We start from the raw sequence: 22,392 nt of genomic DNA on the forward strand, positions 1-22,392 counted from the left end.
TCTCGTCAAACGGGTTCATCGACATCTTGACGTTGGCGAGATCGACACCGCTGCCGTCCGATTTCACACGGACCTTCACGTTGTAGTCGATCACGCGTTTCACAGGCACGAGCACCTTCATCAGGAGTTTCTCCTTATACTGACCTAATGGACGCGGGACTTTTGCACCCGCCGGATTGCGTATCGGACTAGGGCAGCTGCGCCGCCGCGAGGATGGCACGGGCGCGGGCCCTGACCGGCGCGTCGACCATTTCGCCTCCGACGGATGCGGCGCCCCCTCCCGAGGCGAGAACACGGGTCGCCCAGGCGATTTCCCCCGCGTCCGGAGCGAAGGCGGCTTTGACCACCGGAACCTGCCGGGGATGGATGCAGAGCTTGCCGGCCATGCCGAGGGCGCGCGCGTGGTGCGCATCGCCCGCCAGTTCCTCGGGGTCGTCGAGCCGCGTCGTGACCCCGTCTATCGGTGCGGCGATCCCGGCAAGGCGCGCTGCAAGCACCAGCTCGGACCGTGCAGGCAGCAGCAGGTCGCGGTTGTGCGCCATTCCGATGTCGGCGCAATAATCCACCGACCCGAAGATGAGCCGTTGCACGCAGGTCAGCGCGGCGATGTCCCGCGCGGCTGCGATCCCGCGGGCCGTTTCCACCAGACAGAAGAGCGCGACCTCGGCGAGGCAAGCCGCCACCCCGGCTATCTGCGCGGGCTCCTCGGACTTGGGCAGGATAACCGCGCTCGGACGAAGCGCGGCAGCCGCGCGAACGTCGGCCTCGTGCCATTCGGTGCCGACCGGATTGATGCGCACGATGACGGGCAGGTCCGTGAAATCGCGGGTCAGCAGGGCGCGGGCGGCGTCCTTGTCTTCCCCGGCCACCGCATCCTCGAGGTCCAGGATCACTGCGTCGGGCCCGACCGCCGCCGCTTTGGCAAAGCGTTCGGGTCGGTTGGCGGGCACGAAGAGCAGCGTGCGCAGCGAGTCGGGCATTACCATTCCGCGGTGGCCTCCATGCTGATCGGACCGTGGGGCTGCGAGGTCCAGAGTTTCCAGGCGTCTCCGTTGGGCGTGGCGTGGAGGATCATCTCTCCCGGACCGAAGATCGGGGCCAGGCTGCGGAAGCTGAAGTGACGCGGCGCGGCACCGCGAAGATTGGCCGCGTATTGGCATAGCATCGTGGCCTGCAGCGGACCGTGGATGACGAGGCCGGGATAGAGTTCCTCGGTCCGCGCATACGGAGAATCGTAGTGAATCCGGTGACCGTTGAACGTCAGCGCGGAGTAGCGGAAGAGCAGCGGCTCAGCCACTGTGAGCTGGACGCGGTGCGCGCCTTCCGGCGCGGGGTGGGGCGTGCCGCTCGCATCCGATTCCGACGGGGCAGGCGCGTCGTGGTAGACGATGTCCTGCCGTTCCGTCAGCGCGTGCTGTCCGTCGCAGTCCACGTGATGCCGGAGGGTGACAAAACACAAGGTTCCGCTGCGGCCCTGCTTGACGCTGACATCCTCGATCACCGACCGGCGGGACACGTAGCCTCCGATCCGGATCGGTTCGAAGACCTCCAGGACCCCGCCGGCCCACATGCGGCGCGGCAGCGGGACCGGAGGAAGAAAGCCGCCACGCGCCGGATGTCCGTCGGGACCGAGGTCTGCCGTAGGAACGGCCGGCTGACCGAGGCAGAAGTGAATGAGCATCGGTGCGATCGCGCCGAGCTCGCTCGGGGATGTCCGATCGAAGGTCGCGTTGAACCGTGCAACCAGCGCCGGGGTCAGCGCTTCGCCGCTGGCCTCCTCGCGGCCGATCCAGCCTTTCAGTCGCTCAATGTCCAGGTCCATCACTTAGTCCGCCGTTTTGAGAGGCGCGAGCGCCGGCACCGGGCCGAACACCTGGGTCTGATCGCGCCAGACCGGCGCTGGTGCGGGAAAGGACACCGGCCCGTTTGGCGTATCGACGGTGATGCGCCGCAGGTGCGGATGCACGGACAGACCTGCCATGTCATTGACGGAAGCGAGCGCAATGTCGGCGCGCTGCAAGACGGCGATCGCCTCGGCGCCGTCGCGGGTCTGGAACCCTGCGGTAACGAGCGCATCGGTTTCCGCCCGGTTCGCCACCCGTGCGGTGTTGGTCGCAAACCGCGGGTCGCGGGCAAGTTCGGGCCGGCCCAGGAACACATCGCAGAGCTTCGCCCATTCCCGGTCGCTCTGGACAGAGATCAGGATCCGGCTGTTGTCCCGCGCGGCGAAGACGCCGTAAGGGGCGATGGACGGATGCGCCATCCCGACACGCCGGGGCGGCTTCCCCCCCTCATGGTTCAAAAGCGGCACCGTAAGCCAGTCGGCAATCACGTCGAACATGGAGACCGAGATCGCTGCGCCCGTCCCCGTCTTTCCCCGGCGGAGGAGCGCCTCGAGGATTGCGCCGTAGGCGGTGGATCCGGTGGCGATGTCGACGACGGAGATACCAACGCGCGAAGGTTCATCGGGGCCCCCGGTGATCGAACACAGGCCCGCTTCCGCCTGGATCAGCAAGTCATAGGCCTTCCGGTCGGCCAGGGGGCCGTCTTCGCCGTAACCGGTGATGGAACAGGTGATGAGCCGCGGATAGTCTTGGGCGAGCCTTTCGGCCCCGAACCCCAGCCGCGCCAGCGCGCCGCGCTTGAGGTTCTGCACCAGGACGTCCGCCTCCTCCAGATGCCGGGCGAGCGCGGCCTTGCCCTCTTGTGACGCGAGGTCGAGCGTGACCGAGATCTTGCCGCGGTTCAGCCAGACGAAATAGCTGGATTGACCCTGCGCCACGTCATCGTAGCCGCGCGCGAAATCGCCTTCCGGCCGTTCGATCTTGATAACCTCGGCCCCCGCATCGGCCAGCCGCGCGGTGGCAAAGGGTGCGGCGACCGCCTGTTCGATGGCGACAACCTTGATGCCGTCCAGAGGCAGGTCCATCAGAACGACCTCGGCATCTGCAGAACGTGTTCCGCCACGTAGGACAGGATCAGGTTGGTGGAGATCGGCGCCACCTGGTAGAGCCGGGTCTCGCGGAACTTGCGCTCCACATCGTATTCATTGGCAAAGCCGAAGCCGCCATGAAACTGGATGCAGGCATTCGCCGCTTCCCAGGATGCCTTGGCCGCGAGGTACTTGGCCATGTTTGCCTGGGCGCCGCAGTCCAATCCGCTGTCGTAGCGCCGACAGGCGTCGAAGCGCATCAGGTTGGCGGCCTCGACCTCGATATACGCCTCGGCGATGGGAAACTGCACGCCCTGGTTCTGTCCGATAGGACGCCCAAAAACCTCGCGTTCGGAAACGTATTTGCTGACACGCTCGGTGAACCAGTACCCGTCGCCGATGCACTCCGCTGCGATGAGCACGCGCTCGGCATTGAGGCCGGTCAGGATGTATTTGAACCCCTTGCCCTCTTGCCCGATCAGGTTTTCCTCGGGGATTTCCAGGTTGTCGAAGAAAAGCTCGTTGGTTTCGTGGTTCACCATGTTCGGGATCGGCTTGACCGTCATCCCGCTTTTCATGGCTTCCTTGATGTCGACGAGAAAGATGGAGAGGCCCTCGGATTTCTTCTTCACCTCCGAGAGCGGCGTCGTCCGTGCCAGAAGGATCATCAGGTCCGAGTGCTGGACCCGGCTGATCCAGACCTTCTGTCCGTTGATGACGTAGCGGTCGCCCTTCTTCACGGCGGTGGTCCTGAGCTGCGTCGTGTCGGTGCCCGTCGTCGGCTCGGTGACCCCCATGGACTGCAGGCGCAGTTCGCCGGACGCGAGCTTTGGCAGGATGCGGTTCCTCTGTTCATCGGACCCATGCCGGACGAGCGTGTTCATGTTGTACATCTGGCCGTGGCAGGCGCCGGAATTGCCGCCCGACCGGTTGATCTCCTCCATGATGACCGACGCTTCGGTCAGGCCCAGGCCCGAGCCGCCGTACTCTTCGGGGATCAGTGCAGCCATCCAGCCTTCGCGCGTCAGCGCTTCGACGAAATCCTCCGGATAGGCTCGCTTTTCATCGACCTTGCGGTGGTATTCGTCGGGAAACTGGGCGCAGAGGGCACGTACCCCCTCGCGGATGTCCTGGTAGTCTTCGTTCATGGTCATGGTCCACGGCTTCGTTCAACTGCGCGTTCGGCCATGACCTAGATCGCCCGGCGCCATCTCACAAATATTGCTTTGTGAGGTCAGCCATATAAATAATATATATCAAGGCGAGCGAGACGATTTCAAAGGAGCGTGCCGTGGACCTGAGGCAGTTGAGATATTTTCGCGCCATTGCCGACGAAGGGTCGATCTCCGCTGCGTCCCAGGTTCTGGGCATCGCTCAACCGGCGCTTTCCCTGCACGTGCGGAATATGGAAGAGCACCTGGGAACGAAATTGCTGATCCGGCAGGCCCGTGGTGTTGCCTTGACCGAAGCAGGGGCATTCCTTCTGCACCGCGCGCGGGTCTTTCTGGACGAAATCGCCAGCCTCGAAGACGACGTCCGAAATCTCGGGGCGTCGCCCAGGGGTGATGTGCGCCTTGGCTTGCCCGGAACGATTGGCGGCATCCTGTCGGTGCCCCTGGTTCTTGCCGCGAGAGACAGGTTTCCGGGTGTCCGCCTGACGATCAGCGACGCGATGAGCGGCTTTGTACTGAACTGGCTTCGCGAAGGCCTCATAGACCTGGCTGTGCTCTACATGCCCGCAGAGGATCAACAGTTCAGATCCGACCTGCTGCTCAGCGAAGAGTTGGTCCTGCTTGCACCCGATCACATCGATCTGTCCGGGACGGTCGCGCCGGCGAGTTTGATGCACGTGCCGCTCATCCTGCCCAGTCCGGCTCACGGGTTGCGAACACTTCTGGACGGATGGGCCAAGCAGCACGATGTCAAGTTGACCGCGGAGGTCGAACTTGATTCCTACACCAACATCATTTCGCTGGTCGAGCGCGGCATCGGGTGCTCTATCCTCCCGCGTCACGCCGTGATCGGAAGCGCCCGAGAGGGCAAATTCCAGCTGGCGCATTTCGAAGACAAAGACCTGCGCCGGAATGTGTATCTCGTTCAGCGGCGCAGCGGACAGTCGAGCCATGCGAGCGAGGCGGTCGCAAATCTCGCCCAACTCGTTGTCGCGGATCTTGTTCGCTCCGGAACTTGGGCCGGAGCGCGTTCAGTCGATCACAGCGACTGACGCGGGTGATGTGCCCAAGACCGATGATCTCAGCGATACACGTGCGACGACCCGAACAGATTGGCGCCGATCCAGTCGGCGGAGCGCTTGATGTCGCTGGCGAGGCCTTCGATCTGTGCCCGCGACTGCTGCCCGGCGATTGAAATGCCGCTCAGCCCGTAACGTGGGCGGGACATGGCATCGGTCACCACCGAAGCGGTGATTTCAAGGCCAGTGAACAGATTGCCGAAATCAAAGGCGAACCCGCATTTGCGAGCTGTCTCGACATCCGCAAGGTAGTCTTCGAACGGCGGCGCCGCCTGCCAGTGGAGCTTGTCGAAGGTCTGCCGCAGCACCTTTTCCGGCGGGTTCTGAAACGCGGCATAGCAGCGACCGACCGCACCGACATATGCGGGCAAGCGCGCACCAAGGTTCATGTCGACCCGCACGGTTTTCGACGACGATGCGCGATTGCTCAGGACGATGCGTTCGTCAGCGGTGATGTTCCATAGACAGATCAGGCTGCTGTGCTTTCGCGACAGCTCTTCGATTTCGGGTGTGACAAGTTCGACCGGATTTGTCGTCAGAAGCGGGGCCGCGAGCCCGAGCAATCCGAGCCCGGGGGAGTAGGTCTTGGTGTCGTCGTCGAAGGTGATGAGGCCTTCCTGAACGAGCGTGCCGAGAATGTTGAAGCTGCTGCTCGCGCTCACTCCCGTGGCACGCGCGATCTGGTTCACGCCGGTCGGCGTCCCGAGTTCCGAAACGTATCTGAGGATGCGCAGACCGTTCTGTACGGCCCCGACGGATTTTCCCTTTATCGTGTCATCTTTTGCCATGTCGGTTCACCATCCTGCTTTTGGTCGCATATCGGCCTACGCGGTCCTGAGCCAGATTGTCTTTTGCCCGAAACACAGGGTTCCGGGCAAGCTTGGTTCACACGGGGTCCCAAGAGAATACATCGCTCGATACGTCTAACGGATAGAAGTCAGATTTCAGCGCCGGGATAGCATGTTCCGCAATATCGGCGACCGTCCAGCCTTCACCCCTGTGCACCGAACGAACCGGTCTGGGCTGGCTGAAGAGGAAGATCTCGTTGTTGCGCACGCAGAAGATCTGCCCGCTCACCTCCTGGGCCGCGTCCGACAGCAGGTAGGCCGCCATGGCCGCGACCTTGTCGGGCGTCATCTGCTGAAGCTTCGACACGCGGGCCCTCTGCTCGTCGCTGTCGACCTTGATCGAGCTGATCATCCGGCTCCACGCGAAGGGAGCGATGCAGTTCGAGCGGACACCGAACCTCTGCATGTCGAGGGCGATGGATTTGGACATGCCCACAAGCGCCATCTTTGCCGCAGAATAATTCGCCTGCGCCACGTTGCCGATCAAGCCGGACGTCGACGTCATGTGCACGAAGGCGCCGCTACCCTGATCCTTGAAATGCGGGGCAGCCGCGCGGCTGACGTTGAAGCTTCCGTAGAGATGAACCTTGAGCACCTGGTCGAACTGCTCCGCCGACATCTTGTGAAAGAACCCGTCTCTCAGGACGCCGGCGTTGTTCACCACCCCGTCGATTCTGCCGAATGCGTCGAGCGCGGCGGCGATCATCGCTTCGGCGCCCTCCGGATCGCTCACGCTGGACGTATTGGCGACCGCCTGCCCACCGGCGTCGATGATTTCCGCGACGACCTGATGTGCGGGTCCGGCATCCCCGCCGCTCCCGTCGAGCGCCGCTCCGATGTCGTTCACGACGACCGAGGCGCCTTCGGCTGCGGCGGCCAGGGCGATCGCCCTGCCGATCCCGCCGCCGGCGCCGGTCACCACGATGGACTTGCCCTCAAGCATGGATGTCTTGCTCATGGTTTTTCCTCCCAGGGTCACAAACCGTTTTTGATGAGTTGCCGTGCGATGAGCAGCTGCTGGATCTGGCTGGTGCCTTCGTAGATCCGAAAGAGCCGCACATCGCGGTAGAACCGCTCAACGGCGTATTCGGTCATGTAGCCCGCCCCGCCGTGGACCTGGACCGCCCGATCGGCGATCCGGCCCACGGCCTCTGTCGCGAAGTATTTCAGAGCCGAGGCATTGGTTCGCGCGGCCCCGGCAGCGTCGTATTCGACTGCGGTGCTGCGCACCAACGCCTGCGCCGCCGAAAATTCGGTGTAGCTGTCCGCAATCAACGCCTGGATCAGCTGGAATTCGGCGATTGCCTGGCCGAACTGGCGGCGGTTGGTGGCAAAGGCCAGCATCTCCTGGATGAGGCGCTTGCACATGCCAGTTGCCAGAGCGCCGATGTGAATGCGACCGCGATCCAGAACCCGCATGGCAAGTTTGAACCCTTGCCCCGGCTCATGCCCGATGATCGCGCTCGCCGGGACGCGGACGTTATCGAAGATGACGTCGCAGGTTGTCGTTCCGCGCTGCCCCATCTTCTTGTCCTTGGCGCCAAGCGTTATGCCGGGCGCATCGGCCGGCACGAGGAAGGCGGAAATTGCCCCTGCGCCCGTCTGTTCGAAATCGGTGCGCGCCATGACCGTGAACAGTCCCGCGCGCGTGGCATTGGTAATGTAGCGCTTGGTTCCCGAGATCAGGTAATCGTCGCCGTCCCGGATCGCCTTTGTCTTGAGGCTCGCAGGATCGGAGCCCGAGTCCGGCTCGGTCAATGCGAAGGACGCGATCATTTCCCCGCTGGCAAGCTTGGGAAGATACCGCTCCTTTTGCTCTTCCGTCCCTTCGAGGATCAGGCCGCGCGCGCCGATGCCGATGTTGGTCCCGAAGAGAGACCGGAAGGCCGGTGCCGTCTGGCCCAGGATCATGGCGATCTCGGACTCCTGACGGCAGTTCAGCCCGATGCCCCCGTGATCCGGCGAAATGGTCAGGCCGAACAGGCCCAGATCCTTCATCTCACCGACCAGATCTTCGGGGATCTCGTCGGTTTCCTCGACGTGCATCTCGTTCGGCTTCAAGCGCTCGGTCACGAAACGTTCGATCGCATCTCGCAATTGCGCGAAGGTTTCGTCGTCAATATTGGTCATCAGAAGGGTTCTTTCTGTCTGGTAGAGACTTGGTCGACGAGGCGGAGTTCACCCTCGATCAGACGTACGCCGTCGGCGGTCGTCACATGGACGTGGTAGCCATCGCCGGTATCGAGAAGTTCGCCGCCCGCGATCAGTGCGACGCCGACGGGCGCGGGTTTCGAAAACCGGACGTCCATCACTTGCGGCACGGCCCCGAGCGTCGTCTCGACGGCCTGCATCAGAAGCGACAAGCCAAGGGTGCCGTGATTGATCGGTACGCCGAACGGTGTGCCTTCGGCAAAAGCCGGATCGACATGGATCGGATTGAAATCGGCGGTCAGCGCGGCATAGCGGGCCGTCTTGGTGGCACTCGTGTCGATGCGCACCGACGTCAGCAGAGGCGGCAGATTGTGGTCAGATGCCATGACGTCACTCCGCCCAGATCGTGAGAATTTCGCCGCTGAGGAGCTTTTCGCCACCCGCTGCGATTTCGCTTTCGAACGTCAGCCACTTGCGGCCCTTTCGTTCTTCTTTCCGGACGACGCGGGTGGCGATGGTCAGCACTTCTCCCCTGTGCGGTGCCCGGCCATAAAGCCGAAGCTTCTGGCCCGCGTGGATATTCCCCGGAGGGCGCGGTTGGGCGACGCGCAGGTAGGCTTCCATCATCGCGCTCACGAGCATGCTGACGGACAGATGCTCGGACCTGGCCGGCTGGTCGAAGATTTCCGACCACAGCCCAAGACGGCCCTCATCCAGGCAAACCTCTGTAGAACCAAGCACTTGCCCCTCGGAGAAGGCGGAAAAAACCCACGTGCCCGTTACGTCGGACTGATGCCCCATCGATCTCTCCTCCCTCCAGGCGGTCGAAACAAACTTGTCAAAATTTCAGCTTGTATCGTGCGTCACAATGTGTGAATGATATTCAACATAGAGAATGACTAGCATGCGTCGTTAGGTTTTGAAAGCCCAAAAAAGGCACGACGGATGAAAGGCAGACTGGGGAGGAGCGAAGGTATGGAAGGTCGAATCGACCCGGCGGATCCGGTTCTTGCAGGTGTGCGCGTGCTGGATTTCGGCCGTTATATCGCCGCTCCGCTGTGCGCGGCCCTGCTGGCCGATCTCGGCGCCGATGTGATCCGCGTGGAGCCGGCTTCGGGCGCCTCCGATCGTGACGTGATGCCGCTTGGCCCCGACCGCGACGGCGCGCTCTATTCCCAGATGAACCGCGGCAAACGTTCCCTGGCGATCGACTTCGGGGACCCGCATGAGTCCCCCGTGCTACGGTCCCTGGTCGCCGCTTCGGATGTCGTCGTGGTCAACATGCCGCCGCGCCAGTTGGCCAAGGCCGGGCTGAGCTACGACAGGCTGAAGGCACTGAAGCCCGACATCATCCTCACCACCATTTCGGCCTATTCGACAACCGGGTCGGGCAGCAACCTGACCGGGTTCGACGGCACCGGTCAGGCGCTGAGCGGTGCGATGCACATCACCGGCGACGGTACGATGCCAACCCGCGCCGCGGTTTCCTATGTCGATTACAGCACAGGCATCTCCGCCGCATACGCGACGCTTGCCGCCATCATCCGTCACATGCGGACCGGTCACGGGCAGCATGTCGAAACCTCGCTGTTGCGCAACGCGCTCGCGATCATGAACCCGATACTGATCGAGGTCGCGACCGGCGTACGCAGCCGCAGGGCTACCGGGAATCGGTCCCCCATATCCGGGCCGTCGGATGCATTCCGGTCAGCGGACGGTTGGGTCATGATCCAGGTCATCGGCGACGTGATGTTCGCCCGGCTTGCCGAACTGATCGGACGTCCCGACCTCGTGGGACAAGACGATTACGCCAGCGACATCGCGCGCGGCGAAAACGGAGCCGCCCTGAGCGAGATCGTCGCGAACTGGTGCCGCACTCGCAGTTCCGCTGACATCATGTCGAGCCTGTCGGAGGTGCGCATTCCCTGCGTGCCGATCCTGACGCCGGCCCAGGCAATGCAATCACCGGAACTTCAGGGGGGCGGGTATTTTTCCTACCCCGGCGCTCGCGATGTGCCGGTTGTTGCGCCGCTGGCCCGGATCGCCGGATCGGCCGAGCTGCGCCCATCCCCTCGCCTGGGCGAGCACAACGAAGAAATCTTACGAGAAATCGGAGTGGGACCGGCCTGAACGGTCGCCCCACGAACAAGTGGTAACCGGTCATCACTGGGAGGATACATCATGATGATTAAGACCAAACTGAAAACGGGAGCTGCCATTCTTGCGCTTTCCGGCGCAATGGCTTCTGCCGTGCACGCCGAGGAAATCATCAAGCTGGGTCTTTCGGTCCCGCTCTCCGGCGCGGCTGCTGTCTGGGGCAAGGGTGCCGAGTTCCTGTGTGAAACCGCCGCTGCCGAGATCAAGGCTGCGGGCGGCGTCACCGTGCAGGGCGAGACCTACAATTTCCAATGCCTGCCCTATGACAACAAGTACAACGCCGCCGAGGGCACCAAGGTCGCTCAGGCTCTGCTGAACCGGGAAGGCGTCAAGTTCATCGGCGGCAGCCTCGGGACCGCGCCGGTTCAGGCGTTGCAGTCGCTGGCAGAACGCCAGGACGTTCTCGTCTTCACCGTCGCATGGGGCGCCAGCCTCAAGGGTGTCGACCATCCGATGACCTTCACGCAGATGAACACGCCGGGCGAGATCCTGCCGCTGCTCATCGGCTACATTTCCGACAAATACCCGGATGCGAAATCCGTGGCGATGCTGAACCCGAACGATGCCACCGGTCAGGAAACCGAGGCGCTTGCCCAAAAGGTATGGGCCGACAACAGCGTCGCGGTCGCGGGCAGCGACTTCTACGAGCGCGGCACGACGGAGTTCCAGCCGATCGCCGCGCGGCTTGCCTCTCTCAATCCCGCCATCATCGACCTCGGTGCGACCCCGCCCGCCGATGCCGGCGCCATCTTCAAGGAGCTCGACGTCATCGGCTGGAACGGCGTCAAGGTTGTCGAAGTCGGCACCGGCGCGGACGGGTTGAAGGCCACCGGCGGCGAAGCCGCGGAGGGTGTCTATATGGGCGCCGGAGTGACCTTCGACGGGGAAACCGCGACCGATCACCAGAAGGCTGTCAACGATGAGGCGAAGGCCGAGATCGGAGAGTCGCTCAACGCCGTGCAGATCGGCTTCTACGACTCTCTTTACGCCCTGAAGGCCGCGATGGAGAAGGCAGACAGCGTCGACCCCAAAGCCGTTGCCGACGCGATGCCCGCCGTGACCTTCAAGAGCTTCTATGGCCAAGACGTCGGCTTTTACGGCGAAGACACCTACGGTCGCAATCAGCAGATGCGCCTGCCCATCATCGTGACCCAGGTGAAGGACGGTGCGCTCGTCGAAGTCGCACGTCTGACGCCGTAATCAGGCGCGACGTCAGGGCAATAGGGAACATCCAATGCAAACCTTCATCCAGCTAGGCGCGACCGCGCTACAGATAGGAGCGGTCTACATCCTCTTCTCTCTGGGTCTGACGCTCATCTTCGGTGTCATGCGGATCGTCAACTTCGTTCACGGCCACATATTCGCCGTCGCGGCCCTGATTGTCGCATACATCCTGCCACCCCTGGCCGCGGGCGGGCTCTCCGCCCCGGTCGCCTACGTCCTCGCCTCAATCGCGGGGATCGCCGTGGCGCTTGGCCTCGGCGCGCTGCTCTATTTCTTCGGGTTCCGGTACTTCCAGCGCGATCTCGTCGGTTCGTTTATCCTGTCCATCGGATTCGTCCTGCTGCTGGACGGCGTGCTGCTCCACCTGTTCGGCGGCGCCGTGCGCGGTGTGCCCGAGATATTTCCGGGCCGGGTCTCCATCGCCGGAGCGCAGATCACCGTGCAACGCCTATTCCTCTGCGCGGTGGCGCTGGTGATGGCGGGTGTTCTCTACTGGGCTCTCGGCCACACGAGGCTGGGCAAGGCGCTGCGTGCCGTGTCCTACGACCATGAAGCAGCGATGATGGTGGGCGTGCCCTACGCGCGCATTGCTTTTCTGGGTTTCATGATCGCCTCGCTTCTGGCCGCCATCGCCGGTGTCCTGCTGGCGCCGGTCACGATCGTGTCTCCCGTCATCGGCACCGACTACCTGATCAAGGGGTTCATCGCCGTCATCATCGGCGGGCTCGGCAGCGTTCCCGGTGCGATCCTGGGCAGCCTCTTCGTGGCGTCGATCGAGACCTTCGGCAGCTACTACCTCGACTCTTCCTATGCGACGCTCGCGATCTTCGGCATGGTGATCGTCGTTCTGCTGTTTTGGCCCAAAGGAGTGCTTGGACGTGGATAAACGTACAGATACCTACCTCATGGTCCTGATCGCCGCCGGGGCGCTTCTGCTGTCGCTGTTCCTGCAGGACGCCTACCTTCGCAGCGTGCTGAACGTCATGGCGATCAGTGCCCTTCTGGCCACCAGCCTGCGCTTCGTGATGTTGATGGGCGAGCTCAACTTTGCCCTGGCCGCCTTCACCGGCATCGGCGCCTATTGCGCCGGATATCTCAACACGGCGCTCGACGTCCCTTTCGGCATCGGCGTCCTGCTCGCCGGACTCGTCGCTGCCCTGGCCAGCGCGGCGTTCGGGGCGATCACGCTCCGGGCGAAGGGTCCCTACTTCCTGCTGATCGGTTTTGCCTTTACCGAGGCCGTGCGGGTCGCCTACTCGAAATTCGGCGCGCTTGGCGGCACATCGGGCATGGTCGGCATCTTCCCGGCACGCGCCTTGGACGACTGGATGCCGTTCATCGTAATGTGCGTCGTGGTGGTGCTGCTCGTCGCTTTCTATATTGCCGAGCACTCTGATTTCGGCCGCATCCTCTTCGCGATCCGCGAGAACGAGGACGTCGCACGCAGCGTCGGCATCAACACCTATCTCTGCAAGGTCATCGCCATCTCCGGCGCCTGTTTTGCCGCGGGGGTCGCGGGTGGTCTGCATGCCTTCGTGAACAACGTCATCAGCCCCGGCGACTTCAGCTATCTTCTGGCGGCCTTCGCGCTGGCCTACGTCAAGGTCGGAGGCGAGGGCTACTTTCTGGGGCCCATCGTCGGCGCCGTCCTGCTGGTGGCCCTGTCGAGCTATGCTCTCGGCCTCGGGGGTGACGAGCATTTCCTCTACGGCGGCGCCATCATCATCGCGGTCCTGCTGATGCCCAAGGGCGTCCTGGGCGCCGCCGGATACCTGCGCTCGCGCGGCACCTCCGCAAAACGAAGGGTGGACGCCAATGCCCACTGATACGCAATCCCTGCTTCACGTCGAAGCGGTCAGCCGGCGGTTCGGCGGACTGATGGCCGTCAGCGATCTCAACCTCGAGGTCCAGCCCGGAGAGATTTTCGGCCTCATCGGTCCGAACGGAGCCGGCAAGAGCACCACGTTCAACGTCGTCAGCGGCTTCCTGTCGCCCTCCGGCGGCAAGGTCACCTTTAATGGCGAGAGCCTGCCTGGCGGCAAAGCGAGAGCGGCCAGCAAGGCCGGCCTGGTGCGGACCTTTCAGCACGGCAGCTACGTTCGCAGCATGCGCGTGCGCGACAATATCCGTCTGGGCACGTTGGCGCGGATCGCGCCCGGCCGTCGCGCTTCGCAGGTCCGCGAGACTGCAGAGCTGCTCGGGCTGTCCGAGATGCTGGACGAAATTGCCGGAAACCTGCCGCACGGTGTTCAGCGCCTTGTGAGCATCGCCATCGCGATTGCCGCGGCGCCAAGGCTGCTGTGTCTGGACGAGCCGCTCACGGGCCTCAACGAAACCGAAGTGGCCACAGTGCTCGATGTGCTGGACGGCTACCGCAAGTCGCAGGGGCGCGCAATTCTGCTGGTGGAACACAACATGAAGGCGGTGATGAAAATCTGCGACCGGATCCATGTGCTGCATCACGGGGAGTTTCTGGCCTCGGGCACGCCCGCAGAGATCCAGCGAAACCCGAAAGTTATCGAAGCCTATCTCGGACAATCCAATGACAGTTGATGCCACCACGCTGGATGTTTCCGGCATCTGCGCAGGGTACGGCTCCGTTCCTGTCCTGCACGACGTTTCGATCAAGGTGGAGCCCGGCAGCGTCGTGACGCTGATCGGGGCGAACGGTGCGGGCAAGTCCACCCTGCTGAAGGTTGTCGGCGGTTTGATACAGTCCACAGGCGGCTCGGTGGCGTTCAACGGGACGGACTGCACGCGCCGGCGCCCGGACCAGATGGTGCGCGCCGGTCTCGGCATCGTGCCCGAGGGGCGGAGGCTCTTCGGCGAGATGACGCTGCGCGAAAATCTGGAGCTTGGCGCCTATGCCCGCACCGACCGCCAGAACATCGCACACGATTTCGAGCGCGTTCTCGGGCTCTTTCCGGAACTGCGGGACCGCCTGTCGACGCAGGCCAAGTCCTTCAGCGGCGGTCAGCAGCAGATGGTCGCCATCGCCCGCGCCTTGATGGGGGCGCCGAAGCTCCTTCTTCTCGATGAGCCCACCATCGGCCTGGCCCCGGTTGTCGTGGACAGGGTCGCCGCGCTGATCCGCGAAATCTCTGAGCTGGGCGTCGACATCCTGCTGATCGAACAGAATGCCGAGGTCGCGCTTTCTATCGCGGATTTCGGCTACGTGCTGGAAAACGGGCGTGTGGTGATGGCCGACAAGGCAGAGGCACTTCTGGCCAACCCGCAAGTAAGACTGGCCTACCTTGGAGTTTGACGTGACCAAATCACACACGGTCTGGACCCCCGGACACGACATAATCGACAACGCCCGGGTCACGCAGCTGGCGCGTGTTTTGGAATGCGCGGACTACGAAGAGCTCTATGCGCTCTCCCTTTCCGATCCCCGACGGTATTGGGACGCAGTCAACGCCTTCTGCGGTATCCGCTGGCGCAAGCCGTACACCGGATATGCGGATTTCGGGCGCGGGCGTGAGTTTCCGGTATGGTTTCCCGGCGGGCAGTTGAACTGGACCGAGACGCTGCTGCGCCATGCCGACGATGGACCGGAGCGGCCCGCTGTCACGGGAGTGTCCGAGTCTGGCGATACTGAAGTCCTGAGCTATGCGGATCTGCGGGGCAGGGTGCAGCGCCTCGCCGGGGGGCTTAAGGCCCAGGGCATTTCGCGTGGCGATAGGATCGGGCTCCTGATGGAAAACGGCACCGCTGCGACGGTGTCCTTTCTGGCCATAAGCTACATCGGTGCGATCGCCGTGCCACTCTTCAGCGGTTTTGGCAGCGATGCGATCCTGGCCCGGCTGCAGTCCTGCGACGCCAAGGCGCTGATCGTCAGCACGGGCTTTGACCGGCGTGGCAAGTTCGTCTCGACCTTCGCCACTGTCGAGACGGTTCGCGCGGCGCTGTCACCGGAAACCAGGATCATCCAGAGGACCGCGCCAAGCGGACCGCAGGACAGATGGACCTGGGCAACAGACTGGGACGATCTGGCCGGGGCCGATCCTCTGACCGAACCGGAGATCATGCAAAGCTCCGACCCGTTCATGCTGATTTACACCTCGGGGACCACCGGCAAGCCCAAGGGCACGGTCCACACGCATGGCGGCTTTCCGATCAAGGTGGCTCACGATGCGGCGGTGCATTTCAACGTTTCGCGCGATGCCACATACTGCTGGCCTGCCGACATGGGCTGGATCGCAGGCGCTCTCGTGCTGACATCCGCTCTCAGCCACGGAGCGCATCTGATCTGCTACGACGGAGCGCCCGATTTTCCCGATTGGGGTCGTCTCAGCCGTCTTATCGAAGCTCATCGGATTACTCATTTCGGCTCTGCTCCGACGTTGATCCGGGGCTTGGCCGCCAATCAAGAGGTCAGCTGTTCGGCGGACATGTCCTCTGTACAGCTGCTCATCACCGCAGGCGAAAGCATCGCGCCGGAACACTTTACCTGGTTTCGGGATCATATCGGCCCAGGCAATACTCCGGTCATCAACTATACCGGCGGCTCCGAAGCGTCTGGCGCTCTGCTGTCGAGCGTGGTGACGCGACCGATCCCCGCGGGCTGCTTCAACGCCCCTTCGCCGGGCGTCGCCCTGGACGTCACCGATGCCGAGGGCCGGCCCGTTGTCGACGAGGTCGGCGAACTGGTCGTCCGCGAGCCCTTCGTAGGTATGACACAGAGCTTCTGGCAGGACGATGCACGTTACCTCGAAACCTACTGGACCGCGATTCCCGGTGTCTGGGTGCACGGCGATCTGGCCGTCCGGGATTCCGACGGCAACTATCTCTTGGTCGGGCGCTCTGACGACACGCTGAAGGTCGCCGGCAAAAGGGTCGGTCCGGCCGAGGTCGAGGAAATCGTCGTCGAGATTGACGGCGTGCACGAAGTTGCCGTGATTGGCGTCGACGATCCGGTCAAGGGCCAGGCGATTGCCGTTTTCGTCACCTTGCGCGGCAGCGCAGGCGAGGGGCTCGTGGCCGATGTCGGTGCCCGCATCAGGGAGCGTCTGGGCAAGCCGTTTTCGCCAAAGGCCGTCTATGTCGTTCCCGATCTGCCTAAGACGCGGAGTTCCAAGATCATGCGCCGGGTCGTGCGCTCGATCTACTCGGGCCAACCCGCAGGAGACATGTCGTCGCTGGTCAATCCGGAATCCATCGACGCAATCCGGCTGGTCCTCGACGGCCACAAAGTAACACAGGGAGAATAAGTCCATGGATCTGATGCTGAAGGGTAAAAAGGCCCTGATCACAGGCGCGTCTCAGGGCATCGGAGAAGGTCTGGCCGAAGTCTTCGCCGAAGAAGGCACCGATCTTCACCTGGTCGCGCGGCAGACCGACAAGCTGGAACAGCTGGCGGCCCGTCTCCGTGACGCGCATGGCGTGGCTGTCACGGTGCAAGGCGCCGACCTGACCAAACCCGAAACCGCGGGACAGATCGCCGACGCTGCTGGCAACATCGACATCCTTGTCAACAATGCAGGCGCTATCCCTGCGGGCGATCTCTGGCAGGTGGATGCCGAGGCATGGCGCAGGGGCTGGGACGTGAAGGTCATGGGTTACATCGACATGACCCGGCTCTTCTATGCGCGCATGAAGGCGCAGGGTCACGGTGTCATCCTCAACAATATCGGCAACGGCGGCGAGAACTTCGACGCCCGATACATCGCGGGCAGCACGGGCAACGCCGCGCTCATGGCCTTCACCCGCGCGATCGGCGGGCCCAGCCTCGACGACAATATCAGGGTCATCGGCATCAATCCGGGTCCCGTGGATACCGACCGGATCACCAAGGTGCTCAAGCTCCGCGCGCGGGACCAGTTCGGCGACGAAAGTCGCTATGTCGAGTTCCTGTCGCACTATCCGTTGGGCCGCGTCGCCAAGGTGCGCGAAATCGCCGATCTGTTCGCGTTCCTTGCTTCGGACCGGTCCGGCTACACCTCCGGCACGATCATCACCGTGGACGGCGGCATCACGTCACGCAGATCGATTGGAGGCTGAGCCATGGACAGATACGAAAGCTTTGACGGATTTGCGATCGACCGCCCGTCGGACGGAGTCCTGCGTATCCTCCTGAACCGCCCAGACCGGCTGAACGCTCTTGACGAAGACGGGCATCGCCAGCTTGCCGATGTCTGGCGCGTGATTGCGCGGGACGATGAAACCCGCGCGGTTCTGCTCGCCGCCGAAGGCCGGGCGTTTTCCGCCGGTGGCGATTTCAAGGTGGTGGAGGACCTGGCTGCGCGTCCCGAAGCCCGGGCGCGGATGTTCCGGGAAGCGCGTGACCTTGTCTTCGGGCTGATCGACTGCCCCAAACCCGTGGTCTCTGCCATCAAGGGGTCGGCGGTCGGCGCCGGGCTGGCCGCGGCGCTCCTCTCGGATATTCCGGTCGCGGCGAAATCGGCCAAGCTTGTGGACGGCCACGTACGGCTCGGCGTCGCCGCAGGCGATCACGCGGCAATCATCTGGCCGTTGCTCTGCGGCATGGCCAAGGCCAAGTATCACCTGCTTCTGAACGAACCGGTTACAGGTGAGGCCGCCGAGCGGATGGGCCTCGTGGCCCTGTGTGTCGAGGACGATGAACTCGACGCTCAGACCCTGAAGATTGCGGAGCGTCTGGCCGCCGGCTCCCCTTCGGCGCTGCAGTGGACGAAACACGCGCTCAACAACTGGTTGCGGCTCGCCGGGCCGAGTTTCGATGCCTCCCTTGCGCTCGAGATGCTCGGATTTGCCGGAGAGGATCTTGCGGAAGGGCTGGGCTCCCTGCGGGAGCGCCGCGATCCTTCCTTTGCAAAGAAATCAGGGATGTAAGACGCCATGGGCCCGCAAGCCGAGTACTTTGACCATCTGGCCAGGGGCCAGTTTCGCATCCAGCGGTGCGATGACTGCGCATCGGCCGTTTTCTACCCGCGCACGCATTGTCCCGAATGCGGCGGCGGCCTGTCCTGGGTCGAGCCTGCGGGGACAGGCGTTGTCTATTCCGCCACGATCATTCGCCAGGCGCCCGAGCGCGGCGGCGACTACGGTGTCGCGCTGATCGATCTGGCCGAAGGCGTGCGCATGATGGCGCGGATCATCGACTGCGCGCCGGAGGATGTCCGCATCGGAATGCCGGTCTCCTATGCCGGGATCGGGTCAAACGCCGATACCATCCTCTACCGTCCGGGTGATGCGACATGACCGAAAATCTGCGGGGAAAAGTTGCCATTGCCGGCGTGGGGCAGGCGGGGCTGGGCAAAGCCGAAGGATTCACCGAGCTGGAAATTCTCGCTCAGGCCGCCCATGCCGCAGTGGCAGACGCCGGATTGCAGATGCGCGACATAGACGGGCTGGCGACGGCAAGCGTGCTTGCGCCGATGTGGGCCATGCCGGTCATCGAATATCTCGGGATCAAGCCCGCCTTCATAGACAGCACCATGCTGGGCGGGTCGAGCTTTGTGGCCCATCTGATGCCGGCGATCCATGCCCTGACCTCAGGCGAATGCAACGCTGTTCTGGTGTGCTACGGCAGCACGCAACGGACTTCCTCCGTCAGCCGCAAGGTGATCGCAGGCGTTCGACGCGATTTCGATCCGCAGCCCTATGAATACCCGTACGAGCCGCTCAATCCATTGAGCACCTACGCGATGGCGGCAGCCCGGCACATGCACGAATACGGCACAACGCGCGAAAACCTGGCCGATGTGGTCGTGGCCGCCCGGGCCTGGGCCAGGCTGAACCCCGAAGCGCAGCGCCGCGACCCGCTCACCCGGGAGGAGGTTCTTGCTGCAAAGATGGTTTCCGACCCGCTGAGCGCGTTGGATTGCTGCATGGTCAATGATGGGGCAGCGGCCTTCGTTCTGGTTCGCGCCGATCATGCCAGGGACCTGCCGAATCCGGCGATCCATGTGCTGGGCAATGCCACCCGCGTCTTTGCCCGCCAGGGATCGTCCCTTCCGAGCCTGACAGAGACGGCCGCCGTGGCCTCCGGGCAAGAGGCGTTTCGCATGGCAGGGGTCAGCCCCTCCGAGATCGACGTTGCCGAGGTGTATGACGCCTTTTCGATCAACACGATCCTGTTCCTGGAAGATCTCGGCTTCTGTCCGAAAGGCGAAGGCGGACGCTTTGTGGCGGACGGCGGAATTGCGCCCGGCGGCAGGCTTCCCGTCAACACAAACGGAGGGGGCCTCTCGTGCATTCATCCGGGGATGTACGGGGCCTTCATCATGATCGAGGCCGTCCGCCAGCTTCGGGGCACCTGTGGCGACCGGCAGGTTGCCGGCGCGGAACTCGCACTGGTCCATGGCAACGGGGGAACGCTGTCCAGCCAGTCGACCGCGATCCTGGGAACCGCCTCTGCCGTCTAGTGCACGATGCTATCAAGAACCGTTGGACCAGCGCCAATGACAGGGAGGAAAAATTGATGACGAAACGCGGTAAAGATCGGTCCCGGCCATGACGGGCGGCTCTCAAAATTACATCTTGGAAACACGCGGAATGTGCAAAAGTTTCGGCGGTTTTCAGGCCGTCGAGGGCGTCAACCTGCACGTTGCCCAAGGGACCATCCACGCGATGGTTGGGCCGAACGGCGCTGGCAAGACGACGTGCTTCAACCTCATCACGCGCTTCCTCGACGTGAGCAAAGGTCAGATCATTTTCGACGGCAAGGACGTGACGAAACGTGGCGCCTCCCATGTCGCCAAGGACGGTCTGGTCCGGTCCTTTCAGATTTCCGCGATTTTCCCCGACATGACCCTGATCGAGAACGTTCGGTTTGCTCTGCAGCAGCGCAGGATGCCCGCGATGAACTTCTGGGGGTCTGCAGCACGGCTGTCGGTCCTGGAAGACGAGGCGATGCAGCTGATCGAGCACGTGGGCCTGGGGGCCTACGCGAACCAGCGGGCCGCGACCTTGCCCTATGGTCGCAAACGCGCGCTGGAAATCGCCACGACGCTGGCGATGGAGCCCAAGGTCATGCTGCTTGACGAGCCGACCGCCGGGATGGGTCACGAGGATATCGAGCGGATAACGGAGGTCATCCGCAAAGCGGCCGTCGGCCGTTCTGTCCTGATGGTCGAACACAATCTCCGCGTGGTGTCCGAACTTTCCGATCGTGTCACGGTACTTGCCCGCGGACAGGTGCTGACAGAAGGCAGCTACGCCGAGGTCGCCGACGATCCCCGTGTGAAGGAGGCCTATCTTGGAACAGCTGCTTGAGAATACGGCCGACGGGACTGCCGCGGCGGTGGACCTCGAGGTTTCGGACCTGAATGCCTGGTACGGGGAATCCCACGTTCTGCACGGAATGAACCTGACGGTGCGCAAGGGCGAGCTTGTCACCTTGATGGGTCGCAACGGCGCCGGCAAATCGACCACCCTGAATTGCATCAACGGGTTGATGCGCAAACGCAAGGGACGCATCCAGTTCCGGGGCACAGACATCCTGCGTATGGCACCCGAAAGGATCGCGCGGATGGGTATTGCGACCTGTCCGGAAGATCGTGCCATCTTCAGCTCCCTGACCGTGGGCGAAAATCTTCACCTGCCGCCGCTCCTCAACGAGCGGGGAATGTCGGTCGAGGAAATATTCGATCTGTTCCCAAATCTGCGGGACCGGCTCGGAACCGCCTCGGGGGCGAAGTTGTCGGGTGGAGAGCAGCAGATGCTGGCCATCGCGCGCATTCTGCGCACCGGCGCCGATTTCCTGCTGCTCGACGAGCCGACAGAAGGCCTTGCGCCGATTATCATCGACCAGATCGCGGCGACCCTGAAAATTCTTGGGGAACGCGGATATACCGTGCTGCTGGTCGAGCAGAACTTCCGCTTCGCTCAGTCCGTGGCCGACCGGCACTACATGGTCGACGAAGGGCGCATCGTTGACCAATTCAGCAACGACCTGTCCGATCAAATGAAGCAAAAAATCGAGAAATATCTGAGCCTTTAGGGAGGGCGTGCCTTTGGATCACCTATCCATTCAACTCATCGCAGGCCAAGTCCTGATCGGGATCATCAACGGTTCCTTCTACGCCCTTCTCGCACTTGGGCTGGCGATCATCTTCGGCATGCTCAACATCGTCAACTTCATGCAGGGCGCCCTTTATATGCTGGGTGCCTTCATGGCCTATATCGTGGGCGAGCATCTGGGCATCGGCTATTGGGGTGCCCTGATTGTCTGTCCCATTCTGGTCGGCCTATTCGGCATCGTCTTGGAGAGGGTCTTCTTCAGGGCCATCTACGATATTGATCCGGTCTACGGACTTCTCCTGACCTTTGGCCTTGCGATCATCATCGAGGGCATATTCCGCATCATCTTCGGATCTGCCGGGATCCCTTACTCCATCCCCGACAGCCTGCGGGGCGGGATCAATCTGGGCTTTGTCTTCCTGCCATATTATCGCGGCTGGGTCGTTCTGGTCTCGCTCGTGGTCTGCCTCGGCACATGGCTTGCAATCGAGAAGACCCCAATTGGTGCAAGGCTCAGGGCGGCGACGGAAAATCCCGGCGCGGTGCGGACCTTCGGCATCAACGTGCCGCTGATGGTCACCTGCACCTATGGCTTTGGCGTGGCGCTGGCCGGTCTTGCCGGGGTCATGGCGGCGCCGATCTATTCCGTCAGCCCCCAGATGGGCACCTCGATCCTGATCGTGACCTTCGCGGTCGTGGTGATCGGCGGGCTCGGCTCGATCGTCGGGGCCATTGTGGCGGGCTACGGCCTGGGTATCATCGAGGGATTGACCAAGGTCTTTTTTCCCGAGGCCTCCAGTACGGTCGTCTTCGTCGCAATGGCGATCATCCTGCTCCTGCGGCCGAAGGGCCTGTTCGGGAGGATGGCATGATGGCGATGCTCT

Annotated in this window: 24 protein-coding genes and 1 pseudogene; 15 read left to right on the forward strand and 10 right to left on the reverse strand. The window is 63.0% G+C overall.

The window, feature by feature from the left end; genetic code table 11:
- The 5 genes and pseudogenes from GLS40_RS05695 to GLS40_RS05715 all read right to left on the reverse strand — a co-directional run.
- Positions 1 to 121, reverse strand: a pseudogene (locus tag GLS40_RS05695) (electron transfer flavoprotein subunit beta/FixA family protein); the annotation flags it as partial.
- A gap of 67 nt (positions 122 to 188) precedes the next feature.
- On the reverse strand, positions 189 to 980 hold the full coding sequence (locus tag GLS40_RS05700) for an HpcH/HpaI aldolase/citrate lyase family protein (RefSeq protein ID WP_202075960.1): 792 nt from the start codon (positions 978 to 980) through the stop codon (positions 189 to 191).
- Positions 980 to 1,822: an FAS1-like dehydratase domain-containing protein gene (locus tag GLS40_RS05705; RefSeq protein ID WP_160381792.1), complete on the reverse strand. Its 843-nt coding sequence runs from the start codon at positions 1,820 to 1,822 to the stop codon at positions 980 to 982. Before GLS40_RS05705 ends, GLS40_RS05700 begins: the two co-directional genes overlap by 1 nt.
- A gap of 3 nt (positions 1,823 to 1,825) precedes the next feature.
- Complete coding sequence (locus GLS40_RS05710; protein ID WP_160381793.1) at positions 1,826 to 2,929, reverse strand: CaiB/BaiF CoA transferase family protein; 1,104 nt, start codon at positions 2,927 to 2,929, stop codon at positions 1,826 to 1,828.
- Positions 2,929 to 4,080: an acyl-CoA dehydrogenase family protein gene (locus GLS40_RS05715; protein ID WP_202075992.1), complete on the reverse strand. Its 1,152-nt coding sequence runs from the start codon at positions 4,078 to 4,080 to the stop codon at positions 2,929 to 2,931. The genes GLS40_RS05710 and GLS40_RS05715 overlap by 1 nt, the downstream gene beginning before the upstream one ends.
- A 143-nt stretch (positions 4,081 to 4,223) precedes the next feature.
- On the opposite strand from GLS40_RS05715, the gene GLS40_RS05720 reads away from it, so the two are divergent.
- Positions 4,224 to 5,156 carry a LysR family transcriptional regulator gene (locus tag GLS40_RS05720; RefSeq protein ID WP_160381795.1) on the forward strand — a complete coding sequence of 311 codons (933 nt, stop codon included), beginning with the start codon at positions 4,224 to 4,226 and terminating at the stop codon, positions 5,154 to 5,156.
- Between the two features lie 29 nt (positions 5,157 to 5,185).
- Here GLS40_RS05720 and GLS40_RS05725 read toward each other — a convergent pair whose 3' ends face one another.
- The 5 genes from GLS40_RS05725 to GLS40_RS05745 all read right to left on the reverse strand — a co-directional run bounded on the left by GLS40_RS05725 (position 5,186) and on the right by GLS40_RS05745 (position 8,983).
- Entirely contained in the window at positions 5,186 to 5,971 is a 786-nt protein-coding gene (locus GLS40_RS05725) for an IclR family transcriptional regulator (RefSeq protein WP_160381796.1), read from the reverse strand.
- 97 nt (positions 5,972 to 6,068) lie between these two features.
- The gene (locus GLS40_RS05730; protein WP_202075961.1) at positions 6,069 to 6,989 is read right to left on the reverse strand and encodes an SDR family oxidoreductase; all 921 of its coding nucleotides are present in this window, start codon (positions 6,987 to 6,989) and stop codon (positions 6,069 to 6,071) included.
- A gap of 17 nt (positions 6,990 to 7,006) precedes the next feature.
- The gene (locus GLS40_RS05735) at positions 7,007 to 8,161 is read right to left on the reverse strand and encodes an acyl-CoA dehydrogenase family protein (RefSeq protein WP_160381797.1); all 1,155 of its coding nucleotides are present in this window, start codon (positions 8,159 to 8,161) and stop codon (positions 7,007 to 7,009) included.
- Entirely contained in the window at positions 8,161 to 8,568 is a 408-nt protein-coding gene (locus tag GLS40_RS05740; protein ID WP_160381798.1) for a MaoC family dehydratase, read from the reverse strand. The genes GLS40_RS05735 and GLS40_RS05740 overlap by 1 nt, the downstream gene beginning before the upstream one ends.
- A gap of 4 nt (positions 8,569 to 8,572) precedes the next feature.
- Positions 8,573 to 8,983 carry a hotdog family protein gene (locus tag GLS40_RS05745; protein WP_160381799.1) on the reverse strand — a complete coding sequence of 137 codons (411 nt, stop codon included), beginning with the start codon at positions 8,981 to 8,983 and terminating at the stop codon, positions 8,573 to 8,575.
- 174 nt (positions 8,984 to 9,157) lie between these two features.
- Between GLS40_RS05745 and GLS40_RS05750 the strand changes: the two genes are divergently transcribed.
- From GLS40_RS05750 to GLS40_RS05815, 14 genes are all read left to right on the forward strand, one after another.
- Entirely contained in the window at positions 9,158 to 10,312 is a 1,155-nt protein-coding gene (locus GLS40_RS05750; RefSeq protein ID WP_160381800.1) for a CaiB/BaiF CoA transferase family protein, read from the forward strand.
- Between the two features lie 51 nt (positions 10,313 to 10,363).
- Complete coding sequence (locus GLS40_RS05755) at positions 10,364 to 11,539, forward strand: ABC transporter substrate-binding protein (protein WP_160381801.1); 1,176 nt, start codon at positions 10,364 to 10,366, stop codon at positions 11,537 to 11,539.
- A gap of 34 nt (positions 11,540 to 11,573) precedes the next feature.
- Entirely contained in the window at positions 11,574 to 12,449 is an 876-nt protein-coding gene (locus GLS40_RS05760; RefSeq protein ID WP_160381802.1) for a branched-chain amino acid ABC transporter permease, read from the forward strand.
- Positions 12,442 to 13,389 (forward strand): branched-chain amino acid ABC transporter permease, encoded by a 948-nt coding sequence (locus GLS40_RS05765; RefSeq protein ID WP_160381803.1) that lies wholly within the window; start codon positions 12,442 to 12,444, stop codon positions 13,387 to 13,389. Before GLS40_RS05760 ends, GLS40_RS05765 begins: the two co-directional genes overlap by 8 nt.
- A complete protein-coding gene (locus tag GLS40_RS05770; protein WP_160381804.1) occupies positions 13,379 to 14,116 on the forward strand; it encodes an ABC transporter ATP-binding protein in 738 nt (245 codons plus the stop codon). Before GLS40_RS05765 ends, GLS40_RS05770 begins: the two co-directional genes overlap by 11 nt.
- Positions 14,106 to 14,828: an ABC transporter ATP-binding protein gene (locus GLS40_RS05775; protein WP_160381805.1), complete on the forward strand. Its 723-nt coding sequence runs from the start codon at positions 14,106 to 14,108 to the stop codon at positions 14,826 to 14,828. Before GLS40_RS05770 ends, GLS40_RS05775 begins: the two co-directional genes overlap by 11 nt.
- A gap of 1 nt (position 14,829) precedes the next feature.
- A complete protein-coding gene (locus GLS40_RS05780) occupies positions 14,830 to 16,776 on the forward strand; it encodes an AMP-binding protein (RefSeq protein WP_160381806.1) in 1,947 nt (648 codons plus the stop codon).
- 4 nt (positions 16,777 to 16,780) lie between these two features.
- Complete coding sequence (locus GLS40_RS05785; protein WP_160381807.1) at positions 16,781 to 17,566, forward strand: SDR family oxidoreductase; 786 nt, start codon at positions 16,781 to 16,783, stop codon at positions 17,564 to 17,566.
- Positions 17,567 to 17,569: 3 nt separating this feature from the next.
- On the forward strand, positions 17,570 to 18,376 hold the full coding sequence (locus GLS40_RS05790) for an enoyl-CoA hydratase/isomerase family protein (protein WP_160381808.1): 807 nt from the start codon (positions 17,570 to 17,572) through the stop codon (positions 18,374 to 18,376).
- A gap of 6 nt (positions 18,377 to 18,382) precedes the next feature.
- Entirely contained in the window at positions 18,383 to 18,745 is a 363-nt protein-coding gene (locus GLS40_RS05795; protein WP_160381809.1) for a Zn-ribbon domain-containing OB-fold protein, read from the forward strand.
- Positions 18,742 to 19,911 (forward strand): acetyl-CoA acetyltransferase, encoded by a 1,170-nt coding sequence (locus GLS40_RS05800; protein ID WP_160381810.1) that lies wholly within the window; start codon positions 18,742 to 18,744, stop codon positions 19,909 to 19,911. The genes GLS40_RS05795 and GLS40_RS05800 overlap by 4 nt, the downstream gene beginning before the upstream one ends.
- A gap of 130 nt (positions 19,912 to 20,041) precedes the next feature.
- Entirely contained in the window at positions 20,042 to 20,761 is a 720-nt protein-coding gene (locus GLS40_RS05805) for an ABC transporter ATP-binding protein (RefSeq protein WP_235905803.1), read from the forward strand.
- A gap of 88 nt (positions 20,762 to 20,849) precedes the next feature.
- Complete coding sequence (locus GLS40_RS05810) at positions 20,850 to 21,488, forward strand: ABC transporter ATP-binding protein (protein ID WP_160382238.1); 639 nt, start codon at positions 20,850 to 20,852, stop codon at positions 21,486 to 21,488.
- 13 nt (positions 21,489 to 21,501) lie between these two features.
- Positions 21,502 to 22,380 carry a branched-chain amino acid ABC transporter permease gene (locus tag GLS40_RS05815; RefSeq protein ID WP_160381812.1) on the forward strand — a complete coding sequence of 293 codons (879 nt, stop codon included), beginning with the start codon at positions 21,502 to 21,504 and terminating at the stop codon, positions 22,378 to 22,380.
- The last annotated feature ends 12 nt before the right edge of the window (positions 22,381 to 22,392 follow it).

It is taken from the genome of Pseudooceanicola pacificus (assembly GCF_009789075.1).
Classification (GTDB): Bacteria; Pseudomonadota; Alphaproteobacteria; order Rhodobacterales; family Rhodobacteraceae; genus Pseudooceanicola; species Pseudooceanicola pacificus.

What these genes read in the sequence shown, in the direction of transcription:
- GLS40_RS05700 (WP_202075960.1), bottom strand. Translation starts at nt 980, where the DNA reads ATGCCCGACTCGCTGCGCACGCTGCTCTTCGTGCCCGCCAACCGACCC.
- GLS40_RS05705 (WP_160381792.1), bottom strand. Translation starts at nt 1,822, where the DNA reads ATGGACCTGGACATTGAGCGACTGAAAGGCTGGATCGGCCGCGAGGAG.
- GLS40_RS05710 (WP_160381793.1), bottom strand. Translation starts at nt 2,929, where the DNA reads ATGGACCTGCCTCTGGACGGCATCAAGGTTGTCGCCATCGAACAGGCG.
- GLS40_RS05715 (WP_202075992.1), bottom strand. Translation starts at nt 4,080, where the DNA reads ATGAACGAAGACTACCAGGACATCCGCGAGGGGGTACGTGCCCTCTGC.
- GLS40_RS05725 (WP_160381796.1), bottom strand. Translation starts at nt 5,971, where the DNA reads ATGGCAAAAGATGACACGATAAAGGGAAAATCCGTCGGGGCCGTACAG.
- GLS40_RS05730 (WP_202075961.1), bottom strand. Translation starts at nt 6,989, where the DNA reads ATGAGCAAGACATCCATGCTTGAGGGCAAGTCCATCGTGGTGACCGGC.
- GLS40_RS05735 (WP_160381797.1), bottom strand. Translation starts at nt 8,161, where the DNA reads ATGACCAATATTGACGACGAAACCTTCGCGCAATTGCGAGATGCGATC.
- GLS40_RS05740 (WP_160381798.1), bottom strand. Translation starts at nt 8,568, where the DNA reads ATGGCATCTGACCACAATCTGCCGCCTCTGCTGACGTCGGTGCGCATC.
- GLS40_RS05745 (WP_160381799.1), bottom strand. Translation starts at nt 8,983, where the DNA reads ATGGGGCATCAGTCCGACGTAACGGGCACGTGGGTTTTTTCCGCCTTC.
- GLS40_RS05750 (WP_160381800.1), top strand. Translation starts at nt 9,158, where the DNA reads ATGGAAGGTCGAATCGACCCGGCGGATCCGGTTCTTGCAGGTGTGCGC.
- GLS40_RS05755 (WP_160381801.1), top strand. Translation starts at nt 10,364, where the DNA reads ATGATGATTAAGACCAAACTGAAAACGGGAGCTGCCATTCTTGCGCTT.
- GLS40_RS05760 (WP_160381802.1), top strand. Translation starts at nt 11,574, where the DNA reads ATGCAAACCTTCATCCAGCTAGGCGCGACCGCGCTACAGATAGGAGCG.
- GLS40_RS05770 (WP_160381804.1), top strand. Translation starts at nt 13,379, where the DNA reads ATGCCCACTGATACGCAATCCCTGCTTCACGTCGAAGCGGTCAGCCGG.
- GLS40_RS05775 (WP_160381805.1), top strand. Translation starts at nt 14,106, where the DNA reads ATGACAGTTGATGCCACCACGCTGGATGTTTCCGGCATCTGCGCAGGG.
- GLS40_RS05785 (WP_160381807.1), top strand. Translation starts at nt 16,781, where the DNA reads ATGGATCTGATGCTGAAGGGTAAAAAGGCCCTGATCACAGGCGCGTCT.
- GLS40_RS05790 (WP_160381808.1), top strand. Translation starts at nt 17,570, where the DNA reads ATGGACAGATACGAAAGCTTTGACGGATTTGCGATCGACCGCCCGTCG.
- GLS40_RS05795 (WP_160381809.1), top strand. Translation starts at nt 18,383, where the DNA reads ATGGGCCCGCAAGCCGAGTACTTTGACCATCTGGCCAGGGGCCAGTTT.
- GLS40_RS05800 (WP_160381810.1), top strand. Translation starts at nt 18,742, where the DNA reads ATGACCGAAAATCTGCGGGGAAAAGTTGCCATTGCCGGCGTGGGGCAG.
- GLS40_RS05805 (WP_235905803.1), top strand. Translation starts at nt 20,042, where the DNA reads ATGTGCAAAAGTTTCGGCGGTTTTCAGGCCGTCGAGGGCGTCAACCTG.
- GLS40_RS05810 (WP_160382238.1), top strand. Translation starts at nt 20,850, where the DNA reads ATGAACCTGACGGTGCGCAAGGGCGAGCTTGTCACCTTGATGGGTCGC.